The organism is Streptomyces sp. NPDC054932 (assembly GCF_053610205.1).
Map to the genome: position 1 here is coordinate 28,728 of NZ_JBSGXU010000040.1, position 22,742 is coordinate 51,469.

The following is a 22,742-nucleotide window of genomic DNA, read 5'->3' on the forward strand; positions in this document are numbered from 1 at the left end:
GCCGGCGGGGCTTGATCCGGCTGGTGCCGTGCGCCCGGTGCGGCCGGAATGCCCGCAGGACCCGGCCCGTCACGGGGCACCCGGTGGGAGGAACGGGAGGCCGGCCGGGGCGCCGTCCTCGATCAGCCTCAGCAGCGCACGCGTATCGGCGTGCTCTTCGATCAAGTCGCCGAGCAGGTCCAGCTGCTCCTCCCGCAGCGTGCCGAACGAGGTGTCCGGCGCCGGGACGAAGCGCCGCCCCGCGGCCGCCGCCACCTCCCGCAGGAACGCCCGCCGGAAGCCGTCCGACTCCAGCGACCCGTGCCAGTGGGTGCCCCACACCGACCCGACCCGGCAGCCGTCCAGGAAGGCCTCGCCGCCGAGCACCTCGGCCACGCCGTGGTGGATCTCGTAGCCCGCGACCTCCTCGCCGAGAGCCGTCCCGGAAGGCCGCGCCAGGGTCTTCTCCCGCTCGAAGCGCACCCGTACGGGGAGCAGACCGAGGCCGTCGACCTCGCCCGCCTTCGATTCGACCTCGTCCGAGATCCGCTCGCCCAGCACCTGGAACCCGCCGCAGATGCCCAGCACCGGCCGCCCCTCGGCGGCCCGCCGCAGCAGCGCGTCCGCGAGTCCGCGTTCGCGCAGCCACTCCAGGGCCTTCACCGTGCCCCGGGTGCCGGGTACGACGACCAGGTCCGCGTCGGCCAGTTCCTCGGCCCGGTCCACGAAGCGCACCACGACCCCGGGCTCCGCGGCGAGCGCGTCGACGTCCGTGAAGTTCGACATCAGGGGCACGGCGCAGACGGCCACCCGCAGCACGTCCTCGCCCACGGGCGGCGCCACCACGGACTCGCGCACGGCGCCCCGCAGCGAGACGCGCAGGCCGTCCTCCTCGTCGATGCCCAGCCCGTGCCGGAACGGCAGCACCCCGTAGGTCGCCCGCCCGGTCAGCCCGCGCAGCATCTCCATGCCCGGCTCCAGCAGCGACACGTCACCGCGGAACTTGTTGACCATGTAGCCGGCGATCAGCTCCTGGTCCTCGGGGGAGAGCAGCGCCGTCGTCCCGAAGAAGGACGCGAAGACCCCGCCGCGGTCGATGTCGCCGACCACGACCACCGGGAACCGCGCGGCCCGCGCGATGCCCATGTTCACGATGTCGGTCCGGCGCAGGTTGATCTCGGCCGGACTGCCCGCCCCCTCGCAGATCACGGCGTCATACGTGCCCCGCAGCTGCTCCAGGCAGTCCGTGACGATGCCGAGCAGCTGCTCCTGGCGGCCGCCGTGGTAGCCGCGGGCGCTCATCTCGCCCACCGGCTTGCCCAGGAGCACCACCTGGCTGCTGCGGTCGCTGCCCGGCTTGAGCAGGACCGGGTTCATCAGTGCGGTCGGCTCCACACGGGCCGCCTGCGCCTGCATCGCCTGGGCGCGGCCGATCTCGGCGCCCTCCAGGGTGACGAAGGAGTTCAGCGACATGTTCTGCGCCTTGAAGGGCGCCACCTTGACGCCCTGCCGGGCCAGCCAGCGGCAGATGCCCGCCGTGACCACGCTCTTGCCCGCGTCCGACGTGGTGCCCGCGACGAGCAGTCCGCCCCCGCGCTTCGCGCCGCTCATGCGCGCCGCCCTCTCTGTGCCGTACGGGATTCCAGCGTTCGGGAGACCAGCAGCCGGGCCGCCACGCAGGCGCCCAGGGCCAGCCAGGTCACCTGCCGTGACAGCCGGACCGCCCGTTCGATGTCCGCGACCTCCACCGGCCGCCCCGCCCCGCCGTTGAGGACGGCCCGGTGCTCGACCCGGCCGCCGTAAGCGAGGGTCCCGCCCAGCCTGACGCCGAGCGCCCCGGCGAAGGAGGCCTCGACGGGGCCGGCGTTGGGGCTCGGGTGCGCGGCGGCGTCCACGCGCCAGGCCCGTACGGCGCCGCGCCGGTCGGGGCCGGCCAGTACGGCGGCGACCGCCGTCAGCCGGGCCCCCGGCCAGCCCGCCAGGTCGTCGAGCCGGGCGGAGGCCCAGCCGTAGCGCAGGTAGCGGGGGGACTTGTGGCCGACCATCGCGTCCAGGGTGTTCACGGCCCGGAAGGCCAGCAGACCGGGGACTCCGGCGGCGGCACCCCACACCAGGGCGCCGACCACCGCGTCGGAGGTGTTCTCGGCGACGGACTCCACGACGGCGCGGGCCATCTGCTGCCCGTCCAGGGCCTGGGGGTCGCGTCCGCACAGGTGGGGGAGCCGCTCCCGGGCCACTTCGGTGTCCCCGGCGGCGAGCGCCCCGCCGATGGCCCGGGCCTCGCGGCCCAGCGAGGTGCCGCCCACCACGGCCCAGGTGGCGGCGGCGGTCAGGGCGATACGGGCGGCCGCAGGCCGGGAGCGCACGGCGCGGGCGCCCAGCGCACCGATGGCGGCTGCGCCCCCGGCGCACACCAGGGTGTGCAGGAGGCCCCGGGCGCGGTCGTCGCGCCACAGGGTGCGCTCGACGGCGGCGGCGGCCCGTCCGAAGGCGGCCACGGGGTGCCCTCGGCGCGGATCTCCGAGGATCCGGTCGCCGATCAGGCCCGCCGTGGCGCCGTACGCGAAGACGCGATCGGCACGCATGGTGGCAGGTATGTCCTCACTCAGGGTCCGCGCCCTGGTTCGACGTGTCCGGCGGCGAGAGTTCCTGGCTCCCGGGACGCACGCGCGGCGTGCGCTCCCGGTGACAGTGGCGGGACCGCGCCGGATTCGCACCGGACTTCCTCTCCATGCCGCCGTATTGGCTCGGGCAGTCCACCACGCACCGAGAAGGCCCGTCAACTCGCCGTTGACCTGCGGCGCGGCAGGGGCGGGGGATGCGAAAAGCTCCCTCCGGGACAAACCCGGAGGGAGCCTTCACGCCTGGTCCGCCGTGAGGCGGCCGGTCAGGCGACGATCAGGTAGATCCCGTAGCCCACGGCCGCCGTGACGAGCGCGAAGCAGGCGTACGCGCCGCTGCGGGCGAGAGTGGCCGTGCCACCCTGCTCGGTCGCGGTCTCGTGCTTGGACAGGCCCACCAGGCCCAGGGTGAAAAGGGCCACGAGGGCGACGGTGGCGAAGAGGCTGACCCCGAAGACGGAGCCGAGCGCTTCCCAGTCGATCTTCATACTGCCACTTTCTGAGTGTCCGGGTCTCTGTGTGTCTCGGTCAGACCGCGGCGGCCGGAGCCGCCGGGGTCTGCGTCGCGGCCGGGATGGTGGCCTTGAGGGCGTCGTCCGTGACCTCGGCGGTCGTGGCGGCGCCGGTGGTACCGGCGGCGGCGACGGTCGGCGGGACGGTGACGGCGGCGATCGCCGTCGTGATGACGCCCGGCTCCTCGGCGGCGGCCGGCTCCACCTCGTTGACGTTGTTGTGGTCGACGACCTGGCGGCGGGAGATGAGCCAGATGGCGAGGCAGGAGCCGATCAGGAAGACCGTGACCGCGGCGATGCCGACGTCACCGATGCGCATGACCAGCTCGGCACCGGCCGAGACGAGCGCGGCGGCCGGCAGGGTCAGGCCCCAGGCGACGAACATGCGGGTCGCGGTGGACCAGCGGACCACACCGCCCTTGCGGCCCAGGCCCGCACCCATGACCGCACCGGAGCACGAGTGGGTGGTGGAGAGCGAGAAGCCCAGGTTCGAGGAGGCGAGGATGACGGACGCGGCCGAGGTCTGGGCGGCGAAGCCCTGCTGCGGCTGCAGATCGGTCAGGCCGCTGCCCATGGTGCGGATGATGCGCCAGCCGCCCAGGTAGGTGCCCATCGCGATGGCGAGACCGGCGGAGACGATGACCCAGACCGGCGGGTTCGCGTCGGGCGCGATCGCGCCGCCGGCGATGAGGGCCAGGGTGATGATGCCCATCGTCTTCTGCGCGTCGTTGGTGCCGTGCGCGAGGGACACGAGACCGGCCGAGGCGATCTGACCGGCGCGGTAGCCCTTGGCGGAGGTCTTCTCGCCGACCTTGTTGCCCAGCTTGTAGGTGAGCTTGGCGGCCAGGTACGCGGCGATGCCGGCCACCAGCGGGGCGGCGATCGCGGGGATGAGCACCTTGGTGACGATGACGCTGCCGTTGACCGCGCCGATGCCGGCGGAGGCGACCGCGGCGCCGATCAGGCCACCCATCAGGGCGTGCGAGGAGCTGGAGGGGAGGCCGACCAGCCAGGTGACGAGGTTCCAGAGGATCGCTCCGACCAGCGCGGCGAAGATCACCTCTGGCTGGATGCCCTCCTCGTTGACCAGGCCCTTGGAGATCGTCTTGGCGACCTCCACGGACATGAACGCGCCGACGAGGTTGAGCACGGCGGACATGGCCACCGCCGTCTTGGGCTTGAGGGCGCCGGTCGAGATGGTGGTGGCCATCGCGTTGGCCGTGTCGTGGAAACCGTTCGTGAAGTCGAACACGAGAGCGGTAATGATCACGATCCCGAGGAGAAGCGTTATGTGCTCCATTTACCCAGGCTTCTGTTTGACGTCAGTGGCTCGGCGACCGTAGGCAACCTGGATGAACGGAAGGTGAACTGACTCGGGCGGAGCGGTGTACTGGGACGGGGTGCGATCGGGCCATTCGTCCTGATTCTGGCGTAGATAACGCCATTAATGCACGTCAAAGGCGGGTGAATGAACCCCTCCGCAGGGGGGTCGACCTGCATACGATCCCGCCTCCGGGGCCTCGAATGAGACCTAGATCACTCTCCCTGTGCCGGCGGCGGAGGGATCTCCTCCGGTGGCCCGCCCGAGGCCGCGACCCGACACTGGAGCCGTGCGTACCGCGACAGCGACGGCTGCGGCCGTCACGACGACCATCCTGGGTGCCGGCGCGGCCGCCGTTGCCGCCGGCCGGTACGCCGCCGACGCGGCCCTGCGGCCGGAACCCGGACGTCCGCTCCCTGGCGGGCCACGGCTCAGCGTCCACTGGACCGCCGCCGGCCGGATCGCCCTGACCCGTTCGCTCGCCTCCCTGCGCCCCGGCACCCACGGCCTGGTCGCACCCGGCGTGCACGCCGTCGTCGGTCCCGTCCTCCCCGACGCCGACCACGGCCCGGACGCCGTCGTGCGGCGGCTCGTCTCCGTCACCCACGGCACCCTCGCCCCCGGCACCCGGGTCACGCTCACCCCCCAGGTGTACGTCGGCAATCCGCGCACCGCCCTCGGGCTCGACCACGCCGACGTGGACGTCCCCGGGGAGCTCGGCGCCCTGCCCGCCTGGTTCGTGCCCTCGGTCCGGGACACCTGGGTGATCACCGTGCACGGGCTCGGCAGCAGCCGCGAGCACCCGATGGTGGTCATGCCCTTCCTCCAGCGCCACCGGCTGCCCGTCCTGGACCTGGCCTACCGGGGCGACCTCGGCGCCCCCGCCTCCCCGGACGGGCTCGGCCACCTCGGTGAATCCGAATGGCGGGACCTGGACGCCGCCATCCGCTACGCCGTCCGCTACGGCGCCCGGCGCGTGATCCTGCACGGCTGGTCCACCGGCGCCACCATGGCCCTGCACGCGGCCGAGCGATCGGCGCTGTCCCACCTGATCTCCGGACTGGTGCTGGACTCGCCGGTGCTCGACTGGCACACCACCCTGCGCGGGCTCGCCGCGGCGCGCCGCACCCCGGCCCTGGTGCTGCCGCTGGCCGTCCGGGCCGCCGAGGGCCGCGCGGGCCTGCGCGCCGACCGCCGGCCGCCGGGCGCGGACCCGGGCACGCTGCGCGTCCCCGTGCTGATCTTCCACGGCCCGGACGACGCGCTCGCCCCCTGGGGACCCTCCCGCAGGCTCGCCGCGGCCCGCCCCGACCTCGTCACGCTGCACACCGTGCGCGGGGCCGGGCACGGTGCGATGTGGAATGCCGATCCGGCCGGTTACGAGGAGGCCCTGCGCCGCTTCCTCACCCCCCTCATGTGACGGGCCGCGCGCAGGCCCCGACGCCGGCCCGTCCGAAGGCCCCGGTGAAGGTCCGTCATGTGAAGGCCCTGTGACGTACAGGGCCCAGCGGGCGGCTTGTCCCGGTCTGCACTGCAGGTGGCCGATGGCAACGGCTGGTTCCGTTTGGGCTTTCGGCCAGTGACGGGCGAGACTGCTTCCGTGACGTCCCGAAAGCCTGATGAGCAGTTGGCTCGCGACTCCAGACTCCGACTCGTCTCGCCGCGTTCCGTCGCCGCGGCCCGCAAGGCGGTGACCGACCGACGCACCCGGCCCGCGCCCCGGCCCCCGGCGGGTACGCCCGCCACGGCCGACCTCGCGAACCGGGCCCGGGCCTCGCTCGTCGACGCCGTACGCCTGACCCGCTGGGCCGAGCGCAACCTCGGTGCCGGGGACGGCGGCCGGCCCGCCCCCACGGGCGCCCTGTCCGCGGCCGACGTCGAACGCGCCGCCGGAGAACTGAACCTGACGCACGGCCAGATCAGGGTCGGCTGGGACCGCGCCCGGCTCGCCGGACTGGTCGAGGTGCACGGCGGCCACGCCCGGCCCGGCTGGCGGCTGCGCGCCTGGGACCGCGACGACACGGCCGTGCTGCGCGGCTGGGTCGCCCTCTTCGACGCCTGGTCGCTCGTCCACCCCGCACCCGCGGACATCGCCCCCTCGGCCGTCGCCGAGGTGGTCGAGGCGATGCCCCAACTCCTCTCCCTGCTCCAGCTGTCCGCCGGCCCGGTGACCGTCCCCGACCTGCTCGACCTGCTCGGGCAGCGCGTCACCGAACTGCGCGACGAGCGCTGCGAGATCCCCTACGAGGCCGAGCCCGCGACGGCGCTGACGTCCGCCGCCGGCTCCGCGGAGGCCCGCCCCGTCCCGCTCGCCCGGCTGCTGCGCTGGGCGCTCGGCGGACTCGCCGCCGTGGACGCCGTCACCCTCGGCCCCGCCCGGGCCACGCTCACCCCGCTCGGCAGCTGGGCCGTCTGGGTCAAGCTGGAGCAGATCTGCGTCGCGGCGCAGAGCCCCGCCGGGAACATCGAGCAGTCCGCCGCCGCCATGCTGCACGGCTGCGCGCGGCTCACCCCCGGCCCGGCCCGCGCCGAGTACCAGGCCTGGCTCGCCGCCCGGCCCGTCGGTCACGCCGTCGCCGAGCTGCTGCAGGCCGCCCGGGGCGAGGACGCCCTGCTGCGCGGCCTCGCCTTCGAGGCGCTGCGCGTGGTCGGCGCCCCCGCCGAGCCCGAGGTGCGTGCCGCCGTGCGCGAGCCCGCCCTGCGCCCCTACGCCCTGCTCTGGCTCGCCGAGCACGACGGGATCGACCCCGACGAGGCGCAGGACGTCCTCACCGCCGAGGAGTCGACCTGGCTCTGGGTGGACACGGCGGCCGCCATCGCCGACCACGGCGAGGCCGAACTGCTGGCCCGCCACCTGGATTCGGCCGTCCGCACCACCGTCCCCCGGCTGCTGGACGAGGTCCGTGCGGTCGGCCATCCGCGGACCGTGCAGGTGCTGGTCGCGCTGGCGGCGGCCCATCCCGACCCGACGCTGGCCAAGGCGGTCCGCCGGGCGGCCTTCCAGGTCCACACCGGCGGCGAGTGACTCCGCAGGGAGCTTCGGGACGTACGCGCCGCAGGGGTCAGACCTGCGGTGCGTACGTCCCGAAGCTCCAGACGTTGCCCTCGGCGTCCCGTGCCATGTAGTCGCGGGAGCCGTAGTCCTGGTCGGTGGGCTCCATCACGATCTCCGCACCGTGCTCGACCGCCCGCCGGTGGTGGGCGTCGACGTCGTCGACCACGACATAGACCCCCGACGGCCCGGCGCCCTCCATGGCCTTGTCGAAGACTCCGCCCCTGCCCGCGCTGCCCAGCATCACCATGCCGTTGCCGTACGCCAGCTCGGCGTGCATCACCGAGCCGTCCTCACCCTCGTAGACGGCGACCTGGCTGAAGCCGAAGGCCTCGGTCAGCAGCCTGATGGCCGCCTTCGCGTCGCGGTAGACCAGGGTGGGACAGATGGACGGAACGCCTGCCATGACGATCACTCCCTCTCGTGACGGTGACCCGCGTCACACCAGCATGGCAGGCGGCGGCGACAGTCAGCGGAAGGTGTTGCACTGGGCCATGTCGCCGGTCCGGTAGCCCTGGTGGAACCACTGCTGACGCTGTTCGGCCGAGCCGTGCGTCCAGGATTCCGGGGTCACCCGGCCCTGGAACCTCTCCTGGATCCGGTCGTCGCCGACCGCGGCCGCCGCGTTCAGCCCGTCGTCGATGTCCTCCGCGGTCAGCGTCCTGATCAGCGGCCGCCCGGTGGACGCGTCCGCGACGTCGGTCGCGTTGTGCGCCCACACCCCGGCGTAGCAGTCGGCCTGCAGCTCGACCCTGACCGCGTTGCTGTTCGCGCCCTGCTGCCCGTCCTGGGCCCGCTGGAGGGTTCCGAGCAGGTTCTGGATGTGGTGGCCGTACTCGTGGGCGACGACGTAGGCCTGGGCGAAGGGGCCGCCGGTCGCGCCGAACTCCGTCCGCAGCTCCTCGAAGAAGCCCAGGTCCAGATAGACCTTCCGGTCCGCGGGGCAGTAGAAGGGGCCCACCGCCTTCGAGGCGGTCCCGCACGCGGTGCTCACCCGGTTCTCGAAGAACACGGTCGTCGCCGGGCTGTACCGGCCGCCGCGCCTGGCGAACTCCTGCTTCCAGAAGGCCTGGGTGCTCCTGACGACCGCCAGCAGCCGGCAGTCCTCCCGCGCGTTCGCGTCCCGCCCCGTGGTGCAGGCCCGCTCCACCTGACTGAGCGACGAGGAGGCCGGCACCGGCAGCTCCTCCTCGGGGGCCAGTCCCAGCTCCTGCGGCCCCACGCCGAACAGCAGCCCCATGACCAGCGCGATGAGGCCGACGATGCCGCCGCCGATGGTGGCCTTCCCGCCCGGGATGCGGCCGCCGCGACCGCCGCGCAGGTCCTCGACCTCCGAGCTGTCGAGACGGGCGTCGTCGTCGAACTGCATCCCGCACCGCCCTCCGTCCGTGCAACAGGTGCGGTCACGTTTCCGCCCATGCGGCGAGTATCGACCCATCCCTACCGATACGCGCCCCGGCCACCCCAAGGCGGCGCTGGGCCGAACGGGTGACCCGGGGAAGCGGCCCCGAGCCTCCGCGCGGCCCGGCCCGCGCCCCGAAACCAGTTGCACACCCCCGGTAGAATGTCTCCCATGGCAAATCTCCTCGCGGATTAGCGGCGTCGAAGCTTCGCGTCCTGCCCCCCTTCCGCCGTCCCGACCCGCCCTGGAGTATTTCCGTGATCACCGCCACCGGCATCGAGCTGCGCGCCGGCGCCCGCATCCTCATCGAGTCCGCCTCCTTCCGCGTCGCCAAGGGCGACCGCATCGGCCTGGTCGGCCGCAACGGAGCGGGCAAGACCACCCTGACCAAGTGCCTCGCCGGCGAGGGCCAGCCCGCCGCCGGCTCCATCGCCCGCTCGGGCGAGGTCGGCTACCTCCCGCAGGACCCGCGCACCGGCGACCTCGACGTCCTGGCCCGCGACCGGATCCTGTCCGCGCGCGGTCTCGACGTGCTGATCAAGAAGATGCGCGCCAACGAGGAGCGCATCGCGACCGGCACCGGCGGCACCCGCGACAAGGCGATGAAGCAGTACGAGCGCCAGGAGACGGAGTTCCTGACCAAGGGCGGGTACGCCGCCGAGGCGGAGGCCGCGACCATCTCGGCCGCCCTCGGCCTGCCCGACCGGGTGCTCGGCCAGCCGCTGCACACCCTCTCCGGCGGCCAGCGCCGCCGCGTCGAGCTGGCCCGGATCCTCTTCTCGGACGCCGACACCCTGCTCCTCGACGAGCCCACCAACCACCTCGACGCCGACTCGATCGTCTGGCTGCGCGACTACCTGAAGACCTACCGCGGTGGCTTCATCGTCATCTCCCACGACGTCGACCTGGTCGAGACCGTCGTCAACAAGGTCTTCTACCTGGACGCCAACCGCTCCCAGATCGACGTCTACAACATGGGCTGGAAGCTCTACCAGCAGCAGCGCGAGGCCGACGAGAAGCGCCGCAAGCGCGAGCGCCAGAACGCCGAGAAGAAGGCCGCGGCGCTGAACTCGCAGGCCGACAAGATGCGCGCCAAGGCGACCAAGACCGTCGCCGCGCAGAACATGGCCAAGCGCGCCGACCGGCTGCTGGCCGGCCTGGACGCCGTCCGCGTCTCCGACAAGGTCGCCAAGCTCCGCTTCCCGGACCCGGCGCCCTGCGGCAAGACCCCGCTGACGGCCGAGGGCCTGTCGAAGTCCTACGGCTCGCTGGAGATCTTCACCGACGTCGACCTGGCCATCGACAAGGGCTCGCGCGTCGTCATCCTCGGCCTCAACGGCGCCGGCAAGACCACCCTGCTGCGCCTGCTCTCGGGCACCGAGAAGCCGGACACCGGCACCGTGGTCCCGGGTCACGGCCTCAAGCTCGGCTACTACGCGCAGGAGCACGAGACGCTCGACCCCGAGCGCACCGTCCTGGAGAACATGCGCTCCTCCGCTCCCGACCTGGACCTGGTCGCGGTGCGCAAGACGCTCGGCTCCTTCCTCTTCTCCGGCGACGACGTGGACAAGCCCGCCGGGGTGCTCTCCGGTGGCGAGAAGACCCGTCTCGCCCTGGCCACGCTGGTCGTCTCCTCGGCGAACGTGCTGCTCCTCGACGAGCCCACGAACAACCTCGACCCGGCCAGCCGCGAGGAGATCCTGGGCGCGCTGCGCACGTACAAGGGCGCGGTCATCCTCGTCACGCACGACGAGGGCGCCGTCGAGGCGCTGGAGCCGGAGCGGATCATCCTGCTCCCGGACGGCGTCGAGGACCTGTGGGGACCGGACTACCGGGACCTGGTGGCCCTCGCCTGATCGGGTTCCGGTTCCCGTTCCGCTTCTGATCCAGTTCCTTATGGATCATTCGGCTCACGGGTGATCCATCATCTGAGTGAGACGGTCTCGTACCGTTGCGCGTCGTACGACGGCCCCGGCCGCACCCGCGAAGGTGCGCGACCGGGGTCGTTCGTTTTCCGCTTCCGCGCCCCTGACCTGGAGATTCCTGGTGGGGGCAGCGGAGTGTGACGGAAGTCATGCGGCGGAAGAGGAGATTCCGTTCTGCTCGGGCGTCCACCGCTCGGGAAATGCCGTCGTACCGACCTTGCTGAATGGGTGGCCAGGAAGCGTGGGAGGGGTGATCATGAGAAGTCCAGAGCGCACTTCCCATGAGGAGGCACGGGTGGCCGAGACTCTGAAGAAGGGCAGCCGGGTAACCGGCGCCGCGCGCGACAAGCTCGCGGCAGACCTGAAGAAGAAGTACGACTCCGGTGCGAGTATCCGGGCGCTGGCCGAAGAGACCGGCCGGTCCTACGGATTCGTCCACCGGATGCTCAGTGAGTCCGGGGTGTCGCTACGTGGTCGCGGTGGCGCGACGCGCGGCAAGAAGGCGGCTACGGCCTGACCCCGGACCCAGTGGTTCCAACGCTCCAACGGCTTCAAGGTCCATCATGATCCAACGGTGCCTTCGGTGACCCCCGGTCGGCCTTCCGGTCGACCGGGTGGTTACTGTGCAGTCACTTAGGCCGAGCTTGCGGCCGACTGCACACCGGAGGCATGAAAGATGGCTCTGCTCGACAAGGACGGCGTACGACTTACCGTCGACGACACGGTCGCCACGGTGACACTGACCAATCCGGCCAAGCGAAATGCCCAATCCCCCGCGCTCTGGCGGGCTTTGGCCGAGGCCGGGAAGTCGTTGCCGGGCACCGTCCGGGTCGTCGTGCTGCGCGGTGAGGGCAAGTCCTTCTCCGCCGGGCTCGACCGGCAGGCGTTCACCCCCGAAGGTTTCGAGGGCGAGCCGTCCTTCCTCGATCTGGCACGCGGTTCGGACGAACTGCTCGACTCCACGATCGCCGAGTACCAGGAGGCATTCACCTGGTGGAGGCGCAACGACATCATCTCCGTCGCCGCCGTGCAGGGGCACGCGATCGGCGCCGGCTTCCAGCTCGCGCTCGCGTGCGACCTGCGCGTGGTCGCGGACGACGTGCAGTTCGCCATGCGCGAGACCAGCCTGGGTCTGGTCCCCGACCTGGCCGGTACCCAGCCCCTGACCTCCCTGGTCGGCTACGCCCGCGCGCTCGAGATCTGCGCGACGGGCCGCTTCGTGCACGCCGAGGAGGCGGAACGGGTCGGCCTCGCCAACCTCGTGGTCCCGGCCGATGAGCTCGACGCCGCCGTCCAGGACCTCACCACCGCCCTGCTGGCCCCGCCGCGGGACGCCGTGATCGAGACGAAGGCGCTGCTGCGCACCGCGCAGTCCCGCCCCTACGACGACCAGCGCGCCGCCGAGCGCGCGGCCCAGGCCCGCCGCCTGCGGGATCTGGCAGGTCTCTCCGACTGAGGGCCGCCGTGACACCGGAGCCCCGGGGGAAACCGGCCAGCCGACCGGCGTACTCCCGGGGCGCCCGCGCGCCCGGGCGCCTAACGTGGTGCGGAGTGAGTCCGATTCCGCACGCGCGAAAGGGCACGCCATGACCGAATCCGCATCAGGCCGCGGTGGCTCCGGCAAGGAACCCGGCGACCGGGGACGTACGAGCATCTCCGACGGCGTGGTCGAGAAGATCGCAGGGCTGGCCGCCCGCGAGGTGGTCGGCGTACACGCCATGGGCAGCGGCACCGCCCTCTCCCGTACCTTCGGCGCCGTCCGCGATCGTGTGCCCGGCGGCCAGAAGGCATCCGTCAGCCGCGGCGTCAAGGCGGAGGTCGGCGAGGTCCAGACCGCCCTCGACCTGGAGATCGTCGTCGACTACGGCGTGTCGATCCGCGACGTGGCACGGGCGGTCCGTGAGAACGTCATCTCGGCGGTCGAGCGGATGACCGGCCTGGAGGTCGTCGAGGTCAACATCGCCGTCAGTGACGTCAAGCTGCCCGACGAGCCCGACGAGGAGCCGGAGTCCCGTCTCCACTAGCCGAGAGGATCCAGCAAATGAGCATGGCGATCGCCGGCCTGTTCGCCGGAATGGCCCTGGCGTTCGCCGGCTACTTCGGCGGTTTCGGCGCCTTCCTCCTGGTGGCGGCCCTGGGCGCCCTCGGCTTCGTCGCAGGACGCTTCCTCGACGGGGACCTGGACGCCGGGGACCTGTTCCGCCGCCGTGACGACCGGCGCGGGTGAGGGGCCGATGAGTACGACCCAGCCCCGGGCCACCCCGCCGCGGGTGGCCGCCGCCGACCGCGGGTCCACCCTCATCGCCGACCGGGTCGTCGCCAAGATCGCGGCCCAGGCCGCGAGGGAGGCGCTCTCCGCCCCCTCGGGCGCGCCCCCGCACGCCACCGTCACCGTGCACCACGACATCGCACGGGTACGGGTGAGCCTGGAGCTCGACTACCCCTCCGACCTCGCCGCCCAGTGCGCCGCCGTCCGCGCCCGGGTCGCCCTCCGCGTCGAGGAGTGCGCGCAGATGTCCGTGCCCGAGGTGGACATCGACGTCGAGCACCTGCACTCCACGCACACCCGGACCGCCGCCGGGCGGGACCGGCGGCTGCGGTGACGGCCCCCGGCTCCGGCCGCGCCCACCGGTTCCGCTCCGCCCGCCGGGTGCCGGCCGCGCTCACCGCCCTGGCAGTGCTGGGGGTGGCGGCGCTGTTCCTGTACGACCTGGCCGCGGAACGGTCCGGCCGGCCCGCCATGAGCTGGCGCCACGACCTCGCCCACTGGCTGGAGACGGCGACCCCCGCCGACCTGTCGGTGCAGCTGACCGGCGGGGCCCTGGCCCTGGCCGGGGCGGTCCTCCTGCTGCTGGCGCTCACCCCCGGGCTCCGCCGGATCCTGACCATGCGCACGCCCGGCCAGGACACCGCCGTACGGGCCGGTCTCGGCCGCAAGGACGCCGCGCAGGTCCTGCGGGACCGGGCCATGGAGGTCGCCGGGGTGCGCTCGGTCCGGGTCAAGGTGGGCCGGTCCCGCATCGGGGTGCGGGCCACCTCGCACTTCCGCGAGTTGGACGACGTACGGGCCGACCTGGACGCCGTACTCGCCGTCGGCGTCGAGGAACTGGGCCTCGCGCACCCGCCGCACACACGCGTACGGGTCAGGAGATGAGCGGGATGCTCGGAACGGTGAACCGGATCCTGCTCGCGGTGGCCGGGACGGTCCTGCTGGCGGCCGGGGTCGTGGTGCTGACGGGATCGTGGCCGCTGAACGGCCGCCACGCGGCGCTGCTGAGCGCGCAGACCCGGAGCCGGTACTGGCACGACGACGGCTGGTGGTGGGTGGTGCTCGCCGGGCTCGCGGTGTGCGTACTGCTGGCGCTGTGGTGGCTGCTGTCCCAGCTGCGGCGTCCGCGGCTGCAGGCGTTGTACGTGGACACCGGGGACGGGGCGTTCGCCCTGCTGCGCGGGCGCGCGCTGGAGGAGGCGGTGGCCGCGGAGGCCGGCGCCCTGGACGGCGTCGCCGGCTGCCGGGTCGTCCTGCGCGGGCGGCGCGGGTCGCCCGCTCTGCGGGTCGCCCTGAAGCTGGAACCCCACGCGGTCCCCGCCGACGCCCTGGCGCACGTGGCCGGCCCGGTCCTGACCCACGCCCGGACCTCGGCGGGCCTCCCTGAACTGCCGGCGGAGGCCCGCCTCAAGGTGACGTCCCACCGGGCCCAGCGCGTCAACTAGGGGGTGTCTTGTCGACCGGTCCGGGTCAGAAGCCGTGCCGGGAGCCGCCGTCGACCGGGATCATCACGCCCGTCAGGTACGACGCCGCCGGGGAGAGCAGGAAGGCCGCGGTGCGGCCGAACTCCTCCGGGGCGCCGTACCGGCGCAGCGGGATACGGGACTCGTTGCCCGCCCGCGCCGCCTCGGCGTCACCGGACAGGGCGTCGAGCTCACGGACGCGGTCGGTGTCGATGCGCGCCGGAAGCAGGCCGACGACCCGGATCCCGCGCGGTCCGAGCTCCAGGGAGAGGGACTTCGCGAAGCCCGCGAGGCCCGGGCGCAGGCCGTTGGAGATGGTCAGGCCGGGGATCGGCTCGTGGACCGAGCCCGACAGGACGAAGCCGATGACCCCGCCCTCGCCCAGCTCGGCGGCCGCCGCCCGGGCGAGGCGGACCGCGCCGAGGAAGACCGACTCGAAGGCCGCCGCCCACTGCGCGTCGGTGTTGTCCGCCGCGAAGCCCGGCGCCGGGCCGCCGACGCTGATGAGGATGCCGTCGAGCCGGCCGAAGCGCTCCCGCGCGGTGGCGACGAGCCGCGCGGCCGCCTCCGGGTCGGAGTTGTCGGCCGCGACACCGGCGGCGTTCGGGCCGAGCTCGGCGGCGGCGTCGGCCGCCCGCTTCTCGTCCCGGCCCGTCAGGAGGACCTTCGCGCCGTCGGAGGTCAGTTCCCGGGCGGAGGCGAAGCCGAGGCCGCGCGTGGCCCCGGTGACGATGTAGACACGGTCTTTCAGTCCAAGATCCATGCCGACACGCTACGCGGTCGCCGGCTCCTGCCGGGAGGCTTCGCGCTTGGCGGCCTCTTCCTCGCGCTCGCGCTTCTCCCGCCGTACGAGGACCACCCAGCCCACCGGGACCGCGCCCGTGAACAGCCACCACTGGATGGCGTACGCCATGTGCGGGCCGATCGAGTCGTGGTCGGGGTCGGCGACCGTCTCCGGACCACCCTCCGCCGGAGCCGGACCGGTGAGCTCCAGGTACCCGCCGAGGACCGACCGGCCGAGGTACTCCGCCTGCTGCGCGCTGTTGATCAGCATCACCTGGCGGTCCGGCAGGCCCTTGCGGTCCTTGATGCCGCTGCCGCCGCTCGTCTCGTCGGCCTTCAGCCGGCCGGTGACCGTGACCTCGCCCGCGGGCGCGGCCGGCACCGGCGGGTAGGCGCGGGGGTCGTCGCCGCCCGGCACCCAGCCCCGGTTGACCAGGACCACCCGGCCGTCGGACAGCACCAGCGGGGTCAGGACGTGGAAGCCGACCTTGTCGTCGTTGTCGGTGCGCATCCGTACGACGACCTCGTGCGCGGTGTCGTACGTGCCGGTCGCGATGACCGTGCGCCAGAAGTCGGCGCGGGGGACCCGGTGCCCGGGGGAGGTGACCTCGGTGATGGGGACCGGCTGCGCCCGCAGGTTCGCCTCGATCAGCTGGTTCTGTGCGACACGGTGTTCATGGCGGTGGTACTGCCAGAACCCCAGCTTGATCATCACGGGGATGAGGGCGAGGGCGATCAGGGTGAGGAACACCCACTGCCGGGTCAACACAAAGCGGTACACGCCCACGACGGTACCCGCAGCGCGAAGGACCCCGGCGGCCGGGTGGCCGTCCGGGGTCATGGCGTACGGGACGGGGGCGTCGGGACGGGCGTCCCGGTACGGGGCGTCGGGACGCGGGGGAGGAGGAGTCAGACGCGGTCGACGATGCCCACCTTCCCCTCCGCCCGGGCGCAGTGCGCCCCGCAGAACCACTGGCCCGCGACCTCGACACCCTGGCCGATGATCGAGACCCGGCAGTGCTCGCAGACGGGCGCCATGCGGTGGATGGCGCAGGAGAAGCAGTCGAAGACGTGCACGGCGCCCTGCGCGTGCACCTCGAAGGACATGCCGTAATCGTTTCCGCAGACCTCACAACGTGCCATGGGCGGAATGCTGCGCACGGGGAACGGACGGAACAAGATCCAGCCGGGTGAGTCGCCGCGCCTGCACCCGGCCGGCGCAACGGCCCTCCGGTTCAGGACTCGGCCGGGGCCACGTCCCGCAGCAGCTGGGTGAAGGCCGCCTCGTCGACGACCGGGGTGCCGAAGCTCTTCGCCTTGACCGTCTTGGAGGTCGCCGAGTCGGGGTCGTTGGTCACGAGGAGACTCGTGAGCCGCGACACACTCGTCGCGATGTGCAGGCCCGCCTCGACCGCGCGGTCCTCCAGGAGCTCCCGCTCCACCGAGGTGTCACCGGAAAAGGCGATCCGCATGCCCTGCTTCAGGGGCTTGCCGTCCTCGAAGCGCCCCGGGTTCGGGTGCGGGCACGGCGGCCGCTTGCGCGAGGGCCGCCAGCTGCTGCCCCGGTAGGAGGCCTGGTACCCGACCCGCGGGGTGACGGCCGAGTCCGACCACTCCGTCAGCGGCCGGCATTCCAGCAGGGGCAGCCGTACACCGCCCTGCGCGGCCGCGTGCAGCGAGGGACGGAACGCCTCCGCGAGCACCCGGGCGTCGTCGAGCGCGTGGTGGGCGCGCTGCTGGACCACGCCGAAGTGCGCGGCGAGCGACTCCAGCTTGTGGTTGGGCAGCGGCAGGTTCAGTTCCTTGGACAGGGCGATGGTGCACAGCCGCTGACGGACCGGCGCGGTGGCGGCGGCCCGTGCGTACTCCCGGGCGATCATCTGCCAGTCGAAGATGGCGTTGTGCGCGACCAGCACCCGGTCCGCGAGCCGGTCGGCGAACTCCTCGGCGATGTCCTCGAAGAGCGGGGCGTCGGAGAGCATCGCACTCGTCAGTCCGTGGATCCACACCGGTCCCGGGTCCCGCCGCGGATTGACCAGCGTGTACCAGTGGTCCTCCACATTGCCCTGGGCGTCGAGCCGGTAGACGGCGGCGGAGACTATCCGGTCGTCGCGAGCGAGCCCGGTGGTCTCCACGTCGACGACCGCGTACCCCTGTGGGTACGCGGTCGGCCACATCGTGTCTGCGGTCGTACGGTCGTCGAGCATGGTCACAGAGGATATCGGCCCCGACTGACACCCGTGGCCGCACCGGCGGCTTCCCGCCGTCGGGACAGGGCGGCGATGGGATCACCCGCCGCGAGCCGTTCGGTCCCGCAGCCGTCAACCGGCCCCGGCAGCAGCCGGTATCGCGGAGCCGCGCGCACCGGCGGGCACGCACCGCGCGATCTAGTGCGGCGGGGCCGCCCCCGGTGCGAGCAGGGCGTGCACCAGGGCCCGTACGGACAGCAGGAACAGCCGGTCCGGGTCCGCCGGGCGGGCCAGGGCGCGGGCGAGGGCCGGGTCGTGGGGGGCCGAGGCCGGGTCCCAGAGCTCGCTCTCGGCCGGGGACTGCGCCGGAGCGCGTTCGCGGTTGCGCTCGACGAGCAGGTACCCGACGACCTGGAACTGGACGGCACGCACCGCGTCCGCCGCCCGGGCGCCGCGCAGTCCCGCGGCGTGCACCTCGTGGACGAGTGCCTGCTGGGCGGGCAGGAACATGCGCTCGGTGAGTCCGCGTTCGTGGACCATGGCGATCAGGTGCGGACGTGTCCGCAGTTCGCGGCGCAGGGTCCGGGCCACCGACAGGATCCGTTCGGCCGGGGTGCGGCCGGTGGGCCGGATCGCGCCCATCTCCTCCACGGTCCGCCGCACGAGGGCGTCGAGCAGCGACTCGCGGTTGCCGACGTGCCAGTAGATGGACGTCACGGCGGTGCCCAGCTCGGCGGCGAGCCCCCGCATGGTGAGGGCGGCCGGACCGTGCCGCATGACCAGGGACGCGGCCGCGTCCAGCACCTCCTCCCGGGTCAGCGCGCTTCTGGCCATGGATCCGGTCCGCCCGTCTGTCGAGGTCCGAAAACTGTCGATGCGTCAGTTCTGCTGCGTGCAGGGGTCTTTACCCTTCATCGGTGCCGGTGTAACTGTGTTACAGAACCGCCCCCGGCCGTCGCCGGGAGGGACTGAAGGGTGGTGCGGTACATGGCACGCGTACGGTACGGAGCGCGGACCGAGGCCGAGATCGCGGCGTCGCGCGAGAAGAGCTCCAAGCTCCCTGACATCTGGTCCACCGGTGTCGTCGCCGTCTGGGAGAGCGACCCCGACGTGGTCGCGGCGGTCCTGCCGCCGCCGCTCAAACCGGCCGACCGGCCCCTCGTACGGGCCAACATCAGCAAGGTCGACCTGCCCGGCTACCCGCTCGGCGCCGGCTCGGTGGCCGTCGCCGCCCAGCACGGCGGGGTCGAGGGCTGGTACCCCCTCGTCATGCCGATGACGCACGAACGCGCCCTGACCGGCGGCCGCGAGGTCTTCGGTGAGCCGAAGAAGCTGGGCGAGGTCACCGTGGAACGCGACGGCCTCGTCGTACGGGCGGCCCTCGCCCGGCACGGGATCGCCTTCGTCGAGGTGCGCGGCGCCGTGGACCGCGCACTGCCCCTGCCCGAGCCCACCACGAAGACCGATTTCTACTTCAAGTTCCTGCCCGCCGTGGACGGCTCGGGCTTCGACGTGGACCCGGTGCTCGTCCACTGCACGCGCAACGAGAAGGTCCGCAGGCTGGAGCACATCACCGGGGACATCGTCCTGCGGGAGTCGATGTTCGACCCCGTCGCCGACCTTCCCGTCCGCCGGATCGTGGAGATCACCATCGGCGAGAAGACCACCGACCAGAAGGGCCGGGTCGCGGAACGGGTCAGCGCCCAGGCCCTGCTCCCCTACATCCACCAGCGCTACGACGACCCCCAGCAGATCCTCGACGCGCCCCCGGAGGGATCGTCGGCGGGGAGGGGCTGACGTGCGACTCGAACCGGGACAGGTGGCCGTGGTCACCGGAGCCGCCGGCGGCATCGGCCTCGCGATGGCCCGCCGCTTCGCCGCCGAAGGGCTGAAGGTGGTCCTCGCCGACGTGGAGGAGGGCGCGCTGCGCAAGGCCGCGGACGAGCTCGTCGCGGAGGGCGCCGAGGTGCTCGCCAGGGTGGTCGACGTCAGTGACCGGGACAGCGTGGTCGCGCTCGCCGACGCCGCCTACGACGCCTTCGGCTCCGTGCACGTGCTCTGCAACAACGCGGGCGTCGGCTCCGGCGCCGAGGGCCGGATGTGGGAGCACGAGCCCAACGACTGGAAGTGGGCCTTCTCCGTCAACGTGTGGGGGGTCTTCCACGGCATCCAGGCCTTCGTCCCCCGCATGATCGCCGCCGGCGCCCCCGGCCACGTCGTCAACACCTCCTCCGGCGACGGCGGCATCGCCCCGCTGCCCACCGCCTCCGTGTACGCCGTCACCAAGGCGGCCGTGGTCACCATGACCGAGTCCCTCTACGCGCACCTCAAGGCGGAGGGCGCCTCCGTCGGGGCCTCCGTCCTCTTCCCCGGACCGCACATGCTGCGCACCGGGCTGTGGGAGTCGCACCGCAACCGGCCCGCGCGGTACGCGAAGGAGCGGCCGCGCAAGGCCCCGTACCGCAGCCTCGACCAGTACGAGGCGGCGATGCGGCAGGCCGGGCACGAGGTGCAGTTCACCCCGGTCGAGGAGGTCGCCGAGCACGTCGTCGACGGCATCCGCGCCGACCGTTTCTGGATGCTCCCGGCCGGCGAGCACAGCGACCGGCAGATCCGCGCCCGGTCGCAGTCGATGCTCGACCGGTCCAACCCCGCCTACCTGGAAAGCTTCATCCTCGACTGAGGGGCGTGTGTGGTGAGTACGAACGAAGGCCGGCCCGAACGGACGGGCCCGCACGAAGACCCGTATCTGATCATCTCCTCCGACTGCCACGCGGGCCTGCCCACCGAGCAGTACCGGCCCTACCTGGATTCCCGCTTCCACCCCCAATTCGACGAGTTCCTCGGCGAACGCGACGCCCGACGCGCCGAGGCCACCCGCCTCGGCGTCCGCAACGAGGCCTTCGCCGAGAAGTGGTTCCACGACCACGAGGAAGGCCTCAAGGGCGGCTGGGACACCGGGCAGCGGCTGAAGGAACTCGACGGCGACGGCGTGGCCGCCGAGGTCGTCTTCCCCGACGCGGACGCGGTCGACAGCCAGACCGCCGCCCCCTTCGGGGTCGGCCTCGGCCTCTGCGGCGACCAGGACCCCGAGCTCGGCATGGCGGGCGCGCAGGCGCACAACCGCTGGCTCGCGGAGTTCGTGGGGCAGACCCCGGAGCGGCACTGCGGAGTGGCCCTGCTCCCCATCACGGGCGAGCCCGCGAAGGTCGTGGCGGAGATCCACCGGGCCAAGGAGTCCGGGCTGGGCGCGCTGATGATCCCCGCGATGTGGGTGGACAAGGCGCCCTACCACGACCGCCGCTACGACCCCGTCTGGGCGGCGGCCGCCGAGACGCAGATGCCGATCGTCACCCACTCCGGGTCCTCGCCGCGCCACGAGTACGGCGACCACCTGGGCATCTTCGTCTCCGAGGTCACCTGGTGGCCGTCCCGTCCGCTGTGGTTCCTGCTCTGGTCGGGGGTCTTCGAGCGCCACCCCGGCCTGCGGTTCGGCGTCGCCGAGGCGGGCTGCTGGTGGCTGCCGAACCAGCTGTGGTTCATGGACCGGCTCTACCTCGGCGCGCACGGCGGCAAGAAGCTCTCGCCGTTCGAGGAGCTGAAGCGACCGCCCAGCGAGTACCTGGACCGCCAGGTCTTCATCTGCGCCACGAACACCAAGCGGCGGGAGCTGGCGCAGCGGTACGAGATCGGCGTGGACAACATCCTGTGGGGCTCGGACTTCCCGCACCCCGAGGGCACCTGGCCGAACACCCGGACCTGGCTGAAGAACACCTTCCACGACATCCCGGTCGCCGAGACCCGCCGGATGCTGGGGCTGGCGGCGGCCGAGGTCTTCGGCTTCGACACCGCGAAGCTGGCTCCGATCGCCCGCCGGATCGGCCCCACCCCGGCGGAACTGGGCCAGTCCCCGGACCAGGCGGCGGTGGAGGCATCCTGGGCCCGCTCGCGAGAGACGGGACGCCACTGGCTCACCGGCAACGACTTCCCGGTACTGGGGGTGAACCCGTGACGTCCGAGGACCGCTACACGGTGATCTCGGCGGACTGCCACGCGGGCGCCGACCTGCTGGACTACAGGCCGTACCTGGAGAAGCGCCACCACGAGGACTTCGACGCCTGGGCCGCCACCTACGTGAACCCGTACGAGGACCTCCTCGCGGACACCGCCGACCGCAACTGGAACTCCGCCCGGCGACTGGCGGAACTGGAGGCGGACGGCATCGTCGCCGAGGTCGTCTTCCCCAACACCATCCCGCCGTTCTTCCCCAAGGCATCCCTGATGGCCCAGCCCCCGACGGCCGCCGAGTACGAGATGCGCTGGGCGGGGCTGCAGGCCCACAACCGGTGGCTGGCGGACTTCTGCGCGGACGCGCCGGGACGCCGGGCGGGGGTGGCACAGATCCTGCTGAACGACGTGGACGCGGCGGTCGGCGAGATCCGCCGGGTGCGGGCGGCCGGACTGACGGGCGGCATCCTGCTGCCGGGCGTCCCGCCCGGCTCGACGGTGCCCGAGCTCTACTCCGCCGCCTACGACCCCATCTGGGCTGTGTGCGACGAGCTCGACGTCCCGGTCAACCACCACGGCGGCTCGGCCTCGCCGCCGCTCGGCGACGAACCGGCGGCCCGGGCCGTCTTCATGGTGGAGACGACCTGGTTCTCGCACCGAGCCCTGTGGCACCTGGTCTTCGGCGGGGCCTTCCGCCGCCACCCGGGCCTCAAGCTGGTGCTCACGGAGCAGGGTTCCGGGTGGATCCCCGGCGTGCTGGAGATGCTGGACTACTACCACGGCCGCCTCGTCGCGGCCTCGGCCACGGCCGAGTCCAAATTCGGGGCGGGCCTCGCGGAGGCGATGGGGCGGGGGCCGAGCGAGGTCTGGCGGGACAACTGCTTCGTGGGAGCGAGCTTCATGCGCCCCCACGAGGTCCCGCTGCGGGAGCGGATCGGCCTGGACAAGATCATGTGGGGCAGCGACTACCCGCACGACGAGGGCACCACCCCCTTCTCCCGCGAAGGTCTCCGCATCGCCTACGCGGGCCTCCCGCGCGAGGAGGTCGCCGCGATGGTCGGCGGCAACGCGGCCCGCGTCTACGGCTTCGACCTCGCCCTGCTGGACGCGGTCGCGGCCAAGCACGGCCCGCTGGTGTCGGAGATCGCGGAGCCCCTGACGCAGGTCCCCCCGGAGGCCACCAGCCCGGCGTTCGCCCGAGGGGGGTCGGTCCGGGTC

At 72.8% G+C, this 22,742-nt stretch carries 25 protein-coding genes and 1 riboswitch; of the genes, 14 read left to right on the forward strand and 11 right to left on the reverse strand.

Annotation, left to right across the window (positions count from 1 at the left end):
* Positions 1-69: 69 nt before the first annotated feature.
* The 4 genes from ACWGE1_RS14155 to ACWGE1_RS14170 form a co-directional block, all read right to left on the reverse strand.
* A complete protein-coding gene (locus ACWGE1_RS14155; protein ID WP_453420765.1) occupies positions 70-1,590 on the reverse strand; it encodes a cobyric acid synthase in 1,521 nt (506 codons plus the stop codon).
* On the reverse strand, positions 1,587-2,564 hold the full coding sequence (locus ACWGE1_RS14160) for a cobalamin biosynthesis protein (RefSeq protein WP_453420766.1): 978 nt from the start codon (positions 2,562-2,564) through the stop codon (positions 1,587-1,589). The genes ACWGE1_RS14155 and ACWGE1_RS14160 overlap by 4 nt, the downstream gene beginning before the upstream one ends.
* A 37-nt stretch (positions 2,565-2,601) precedes the next feature.
* A riboswitch (cobalamin riboswitch) is annotated at positions 2,602-2,754 on the reverse strand.
* A 112-nt stretch (positions 2,755-2,866) separates the two neighbouring features.
* The gene (locus ACWGE1_RS14165; RefSeq protein ID WP_453420767.1) at positions 2,867-3,088 is read right to left on the reverse strand and encodes a hypothetical protein; all 222 of its coding nucleotides are present in this window, start codon (positions 3,086-3,088) and stop codon (positions 2,867-2,869) included.
* Positions 3,089-3,128: 40 nt separating this feature from the next.
* Complete coding sequence (locus ACWGE1_RS14170; protein WP_453420768.1) at positions 3,129-4,412, reverse strand: anion permease; 1,284 nt, start codon at positions 4,410-4,412, stop codon at positions 3,129-3,131.
* Positions 4,413-4,722: 310 nt separating this feature from the next.
* Between ACWGE1_RS14170 and ACWGE1_RS14175 the strand changes: the two genes are divergently transcribed.
* Together ACWGE1_RS14175 and ACWGE1_RS14180 are read left to right on the forward strand one after the other, a co-directional pair.
* On the forward strand, positions 4,723-5,853 hold the full coding sequence (locus ACWGE1_RS14175) for an alpha/beta hydrolase family protein (RefSeq protein ID WP_453420769.1): 1,131 nt from the start codon (positions 4,723-4,725) through the stop codon (positions 5,851-5,853).
* A gap of 180 nt (positions 5,854-6,033) precedes the next feature.
* Positions 6,034-7,458 carry a hypothetical protein gene (locus ACWGE1_RS14180; RefSeq protein WP_453420770.1) on the forward strand — a complete coding sequence of 475 codons (1,425 nt, stop codon included), beginning with the start codon at positions 6,034-6,036 and terminating at the stop codon, positions 7,456-7,458.
* A gap of 37 nt (positions 7,459-7,495) precedes the next feature.
* Here ACWGE1_RS14180 and ACWGE1_RS14185 read toward each other — a convergent pair whose 3' ends face one another.
* Both ACWGE1_RS14185 and ypfJ read right to left on the reverse strand, forming a co-directional pair.
* The gene (locus ACWGE1_RS14185) at positions 7,496-7,891 is read right to left on the reverse strand and encodes a VOC family protein (protein ID WP_453420771.1); all 396 of its coding nucleotides are present in this window, start codon (positions 7,889-7,891) and stop codon (positions 7,496-7,498) included.
* Between the two features lie 63 nt (positions 7,892-7,954).
* Positions 7,955-8,854, reverse strand: a complete 900-nt coding sequence (gene ypfJ / locus ACWGE1_RS14190; RefSeq protein WP_453420772.1) for a KPN_02809 family neutral zinc metallopeptidase — start codon at positions 8,852-8,854, stop codon at positions 7,955-7,957.
* Between the two features lie 290 nt (positions 8,855-9,144).
* Between ypfJ and ACWGE1_RS14195 the strand changes: the two genes are divergently transcribed.
* The 8 genes from ACWGE1_RS14195 to amaP all read left to right on the forward strand — a co-directional run bounded on the left by ACWGE1_RS14195 (position 9,145) and on the right by amaP (position 14,526).
* Positions 9,145-10,743, forward strand: coding sequence for an ABC-F family ATP-binding cassette domain-containing protein (locus tag ACWGE1_RS14195; protein WP_453420773.1), 1,599 nt, complete (start codon positions 9,145-9,147; stop codon positions 10,741-10,743).
* A gap of 364 nt (positions 10,744-11,107) precedes the next feature.
* Positions 11,108-11,329 (forward strand): helix-turn-helix domain-containing protein, encoded by a 222-nt coding sequence (locus tag ACWGE1_RS14200; protein ID WP_030010789.1) that lies wholly within the window; start codon positions 11,108-11,110, stop codon positions 11,327-11,329.
* 159 nt (positions 11,330-11,488) lie between these two features.
* The gene (locus tag ACWGE1_RS14205; protein ID WP_453420774.1) at positions 11,489-12,268 is read left to right on the forward strand and encodes an enoyl-CoA hydratase/isomerase family protein; all 780 of its coding nucleotides are present in this window, start codon (positions 11,489-11,491) and stop codon (positions 12,266-12,268) included.
* Between the two features lie 130 nt (positions 12,269-12,398).
* Positions 12,399-12,836, forward strand: a complete 438-nt coding sequence (locus ACWGE1_RS14210) for an Asp23/Gls24 family envelope stress response protein (protein WP_382510831.1) — start codon at positions 12,399-12,401, stop codon at positions 12,834-12,836.
* A gap of 17 nt (positions 12,837-12,853) precedes the next feature.
* Complete coding sequence (locus tag ACWGE1_RS14215) at positions 12,854-13,039, forward strand: hypothetical protein (protein WP_453420775.1); 186 nt, start codon at positions 12,854-12,856, stop codon at positions 13,037-13,039.
* Positions 13,040-13,046: 7 nt separating this feature from the next.
* Positions 13,047-13,415, forward strand: coding sequence for a hypothetical protein (locus tag ACWGE1_RS14220; RefSeq protein ID WP_453420776.1), 369 nt, complete (start codon positions 13,047-13,049; stop codon positions 13,413-13,415).
* On the forward strand, positions 13,316-13,966 hold the full coding sequence (locus ACWGE1_RS14225; RefSeq protein ID WP_453420777.1) for a DUF6286 domain-containing protein: 651 nt from the start codon (positions 13,316-13,318) through the stop codon (positions 13,964-13,966). Before ACWGE1_RS14220 ends, ACWGE1_RS14225 begins: the two co-directional genes overlap by 100 nt.
* On the forward strand, positions 13,963-14,526 hold the full coding sequence (gene amaP, locus ACWGE1_RS14230) for an alkaline shock response membrane anchor protein AmaP (protein ID WP_453420778.1): 564 nt from the start codon (positions 13,963-13,965) through the stop codon (positions 14,524-14,526). Before ACWGE1_RS14225 ends, amaP begins: the two co-directional genes overlap by 4 nt.
* 25 nt (positions 14,527-14,551) lie before the next feature.
* Here amaP and ACWGE1_RS14235 read toward each other — a convergent pair whose 3' ends face one another.
* From ACWGE1_RS14235 to ACWGE1_RS14255, 5 genes are all read right to left on the reverse strand, one after another.
* Positions 14,552-15,307, reverse strand: coding sequence for an SDR family oxidoreductase (locus ACWGE1_RS14235; RefSeq protein ID WP_453420779.1), 756 nt, complete (start codon positions 15,305-15,307; stop codon positions 14,552-14,554).
* 9 nt (positions 15,308-15,316) lie between these two features.
* On the reverse strand, positions 15,317-16,108 hold the full coding sequence (locus ACWGE1_RS14240; RefSeq protein ID WP_453420780.1) for an SURF1 family cytochrome oxidase biogenesis protein: 792 nt from the start codon (positions 16,106-16,108) through the stop codon (positions 15,317-15,319).
* A 128-nt stretch (positions 16,109-16,236) separates the two neighbouring features.
* Positions 16,237-16,470, reverse strand: coding sequence for a hypothetical protein (locus ACWGE1_RS14245; protein WP_030009585.1), 234 nt, complete (start codon positions 16,468-16,470; stop codon positions 16,237-16,239).
* Between the two features lie 92 nt (positions 16,471-16,562).
* Positions 16,563-17,540: a DEDDh family exonuclease gene (locus ACWGE1_RS14250; protein WP_453420781.1), complete on the reverse strand. Its 978-nt coding sequence runs from the start codon at positions 17,538-17,540 to the stop codon at positions 16,563-16,565.
* A 174-nt stretch (positions 17,541-17,714) separates the two neighbouring features.
* Positions 17,715-18,350 carry a TetR/AcrR family transcriptional regulator gene (locus ACWGE1_RS14255; RefSeq protein ID WP_453420782.1) on the reverse strand — a complete coding sequence of 212 codons (636 nt, stop codon included), beginning with the start codon at positions 18,348-18,350 and terminating at the stop codon, positions 17,715-17,717.
* Positions 18,351-18,503: 153 nt separating this feature from the next.
* On the opposite strand from ACWGE1_RS14255, the gene ACWGE1_RS14260 reads away from it, so the two are divergent.
* From ACWGE1_RS14260 to ACWGE1_RS14275, 4 genes are all read left to right on the forward strand, one after another.
* A complete protein-coding gene (locus ACWGE1_RS14260) occupies positions 18,504-19,313 on the forward strand; it encodes an acetoacetate decarboxylase family protein (RefSeq protein WP_453420783.1) in 810 nt (269 codons plus the stop codon).
* Position 19,314: 1 nt separating this feature from the next.
* Positions 19,315-20,199: an SDR family NAD(P)-dependent oxidoreductase gene (locus ACWGE1_RS14265; protein WP_453420784.1), complete on the forward strand. Its 885-nt coding sequence runs from the start codon at positions 19,315-19,317 to the stop codon at positions 20,197-20,199.
* Positions 20,200-20,211: 12 nt separating this feature from the next.
* Complete coding sequence (locus ACWGE1_RS14270; RefSeq protein WP_453420785.1) at positions 20,212-21,528, forward strand: amidohydrolase family protein; 1,317 nt, start codon at positions 20,212-20,214, stop codon at positions 21,526-21,528.
* Positions 21,525-22,742: amidohydrolase family protein (locus tag ACWGE1_RS14275; protein ID WP_453420786.1), on the forward strand; the 1,218-nt coding region annotated here is incomplete at its 3' end. The genes ACWGE1_RS14270 and ACWGE1_RS14275, both read left to right, overlap by 4 nt.

Bases quoted from the DNA above. Each gene is read 5' to 3' on its own strand.
- ACWGE1_RS14155 (WP_453420765.1), bottom strand. From the start codon at position 1,590: ATGAGCGGCGCGAAGCGCGGGGGCGGACTGCTCGTCGCGGGCACCACG.
- ACWGE1_RS14160 (WP_453420766.1), bottom strand. From the start codon at position 2,564: ATGCGTGCCGATCGCGTCTTCGCGTACGGCGCCACGGCGGGCCTGATC.
- ACWGE1_RS14165 (WP_453420767.1), bottom strand. From the start codon at position 3,088: ATGAAGATCGACTGGGAAGCGCTCGGCTCCGTCTTCGGGGTCAGCCTC.
- ACWGE1_RS14170 (WP_453420768.1), bottom strand. From the start codon at position 4,412: ATGGAGCACATAACGCTTCTCCTCGGGATCGTGATCATTACCGCTCTC.
- ACWGE1_RS14185 (WP_453420771.1), bottom strand. From the start codon at position 7,891: ATGGCAGGCGTTCCGTCCATCTGTCCCACCCTGGTCTACCGCGACGCG.
- ypfJ (WP_453420772.1), bottom strand. From the start codon at position 8,854: ATGCAGTTCGACGACGACGCCCGTCTCGACAGCTCGGAGGTCGAGGAC.
- ACWGE1_RS14205 (WP_453420774.1), top strand. From the start codon at position 11,489: ATGGCTCTGCTCGACAAGGACGGCGTACGACTTACCGTCGACGACACG.
- ACWGE1_RS14210 (WP_382510831.1), top strand. From the start codon at position 12,399: ATGACCGAATCCGCATCAGGCCGCGGTGGCTCCGGCAAGGAACCCGGC.
- ACWGE1_RS14215 (WP_453420775.1), top strand. From the start codon at position 12,854: ATGAGCATGGCGATCGCCGGCCTGTTCGCCGGAATGGCCCTGGCGTTC.
- ACWGE1_RS14220 (WP_453420776.1), top strand. From the start codon at position 13,047: ATGAGTACGACCCAGCCCCGGGCCACCCCGCCGCGGGTGGCCGCCGCC.
- amaP (WP_453420778.1), top strand. From the start codon at position 13,963: ATGAGCGGGATGCTCGGAACGGTGAACCGGATCCTGCTCGCGGTGGCC.
- ACWGE1_RS14235 (WP_453420779.1), bottom strand. From the start codon at position 15,307: ATGGATCTTGGACTGAAAGACCGTGTCTACATCGTCACCGGGGCCACG.
- ACWGE1_RS14245 (WP_030009585.1), bottom strand. From the start codon at position 16,470: ATGGCACGTTGTGAGGTCTGCGGAAACGATTACGGCATGTCCTTCGAG.
- ACWGE1_RS14255 (WP_453420782.1), bottom strand. From the start codon at position 18,350: ATGGCCAGAAGCGCGCTGACCCGGGAGGAGGTGCTGGACGCGGCCGCG.
- ACWGE1_RS14260 (WP_453420783.1), top strand. From the start codon at position 18,504: ATGGCACGCGTACGGTACGGAGCGCGGACCGAGGCCGAGATCGCGGCG.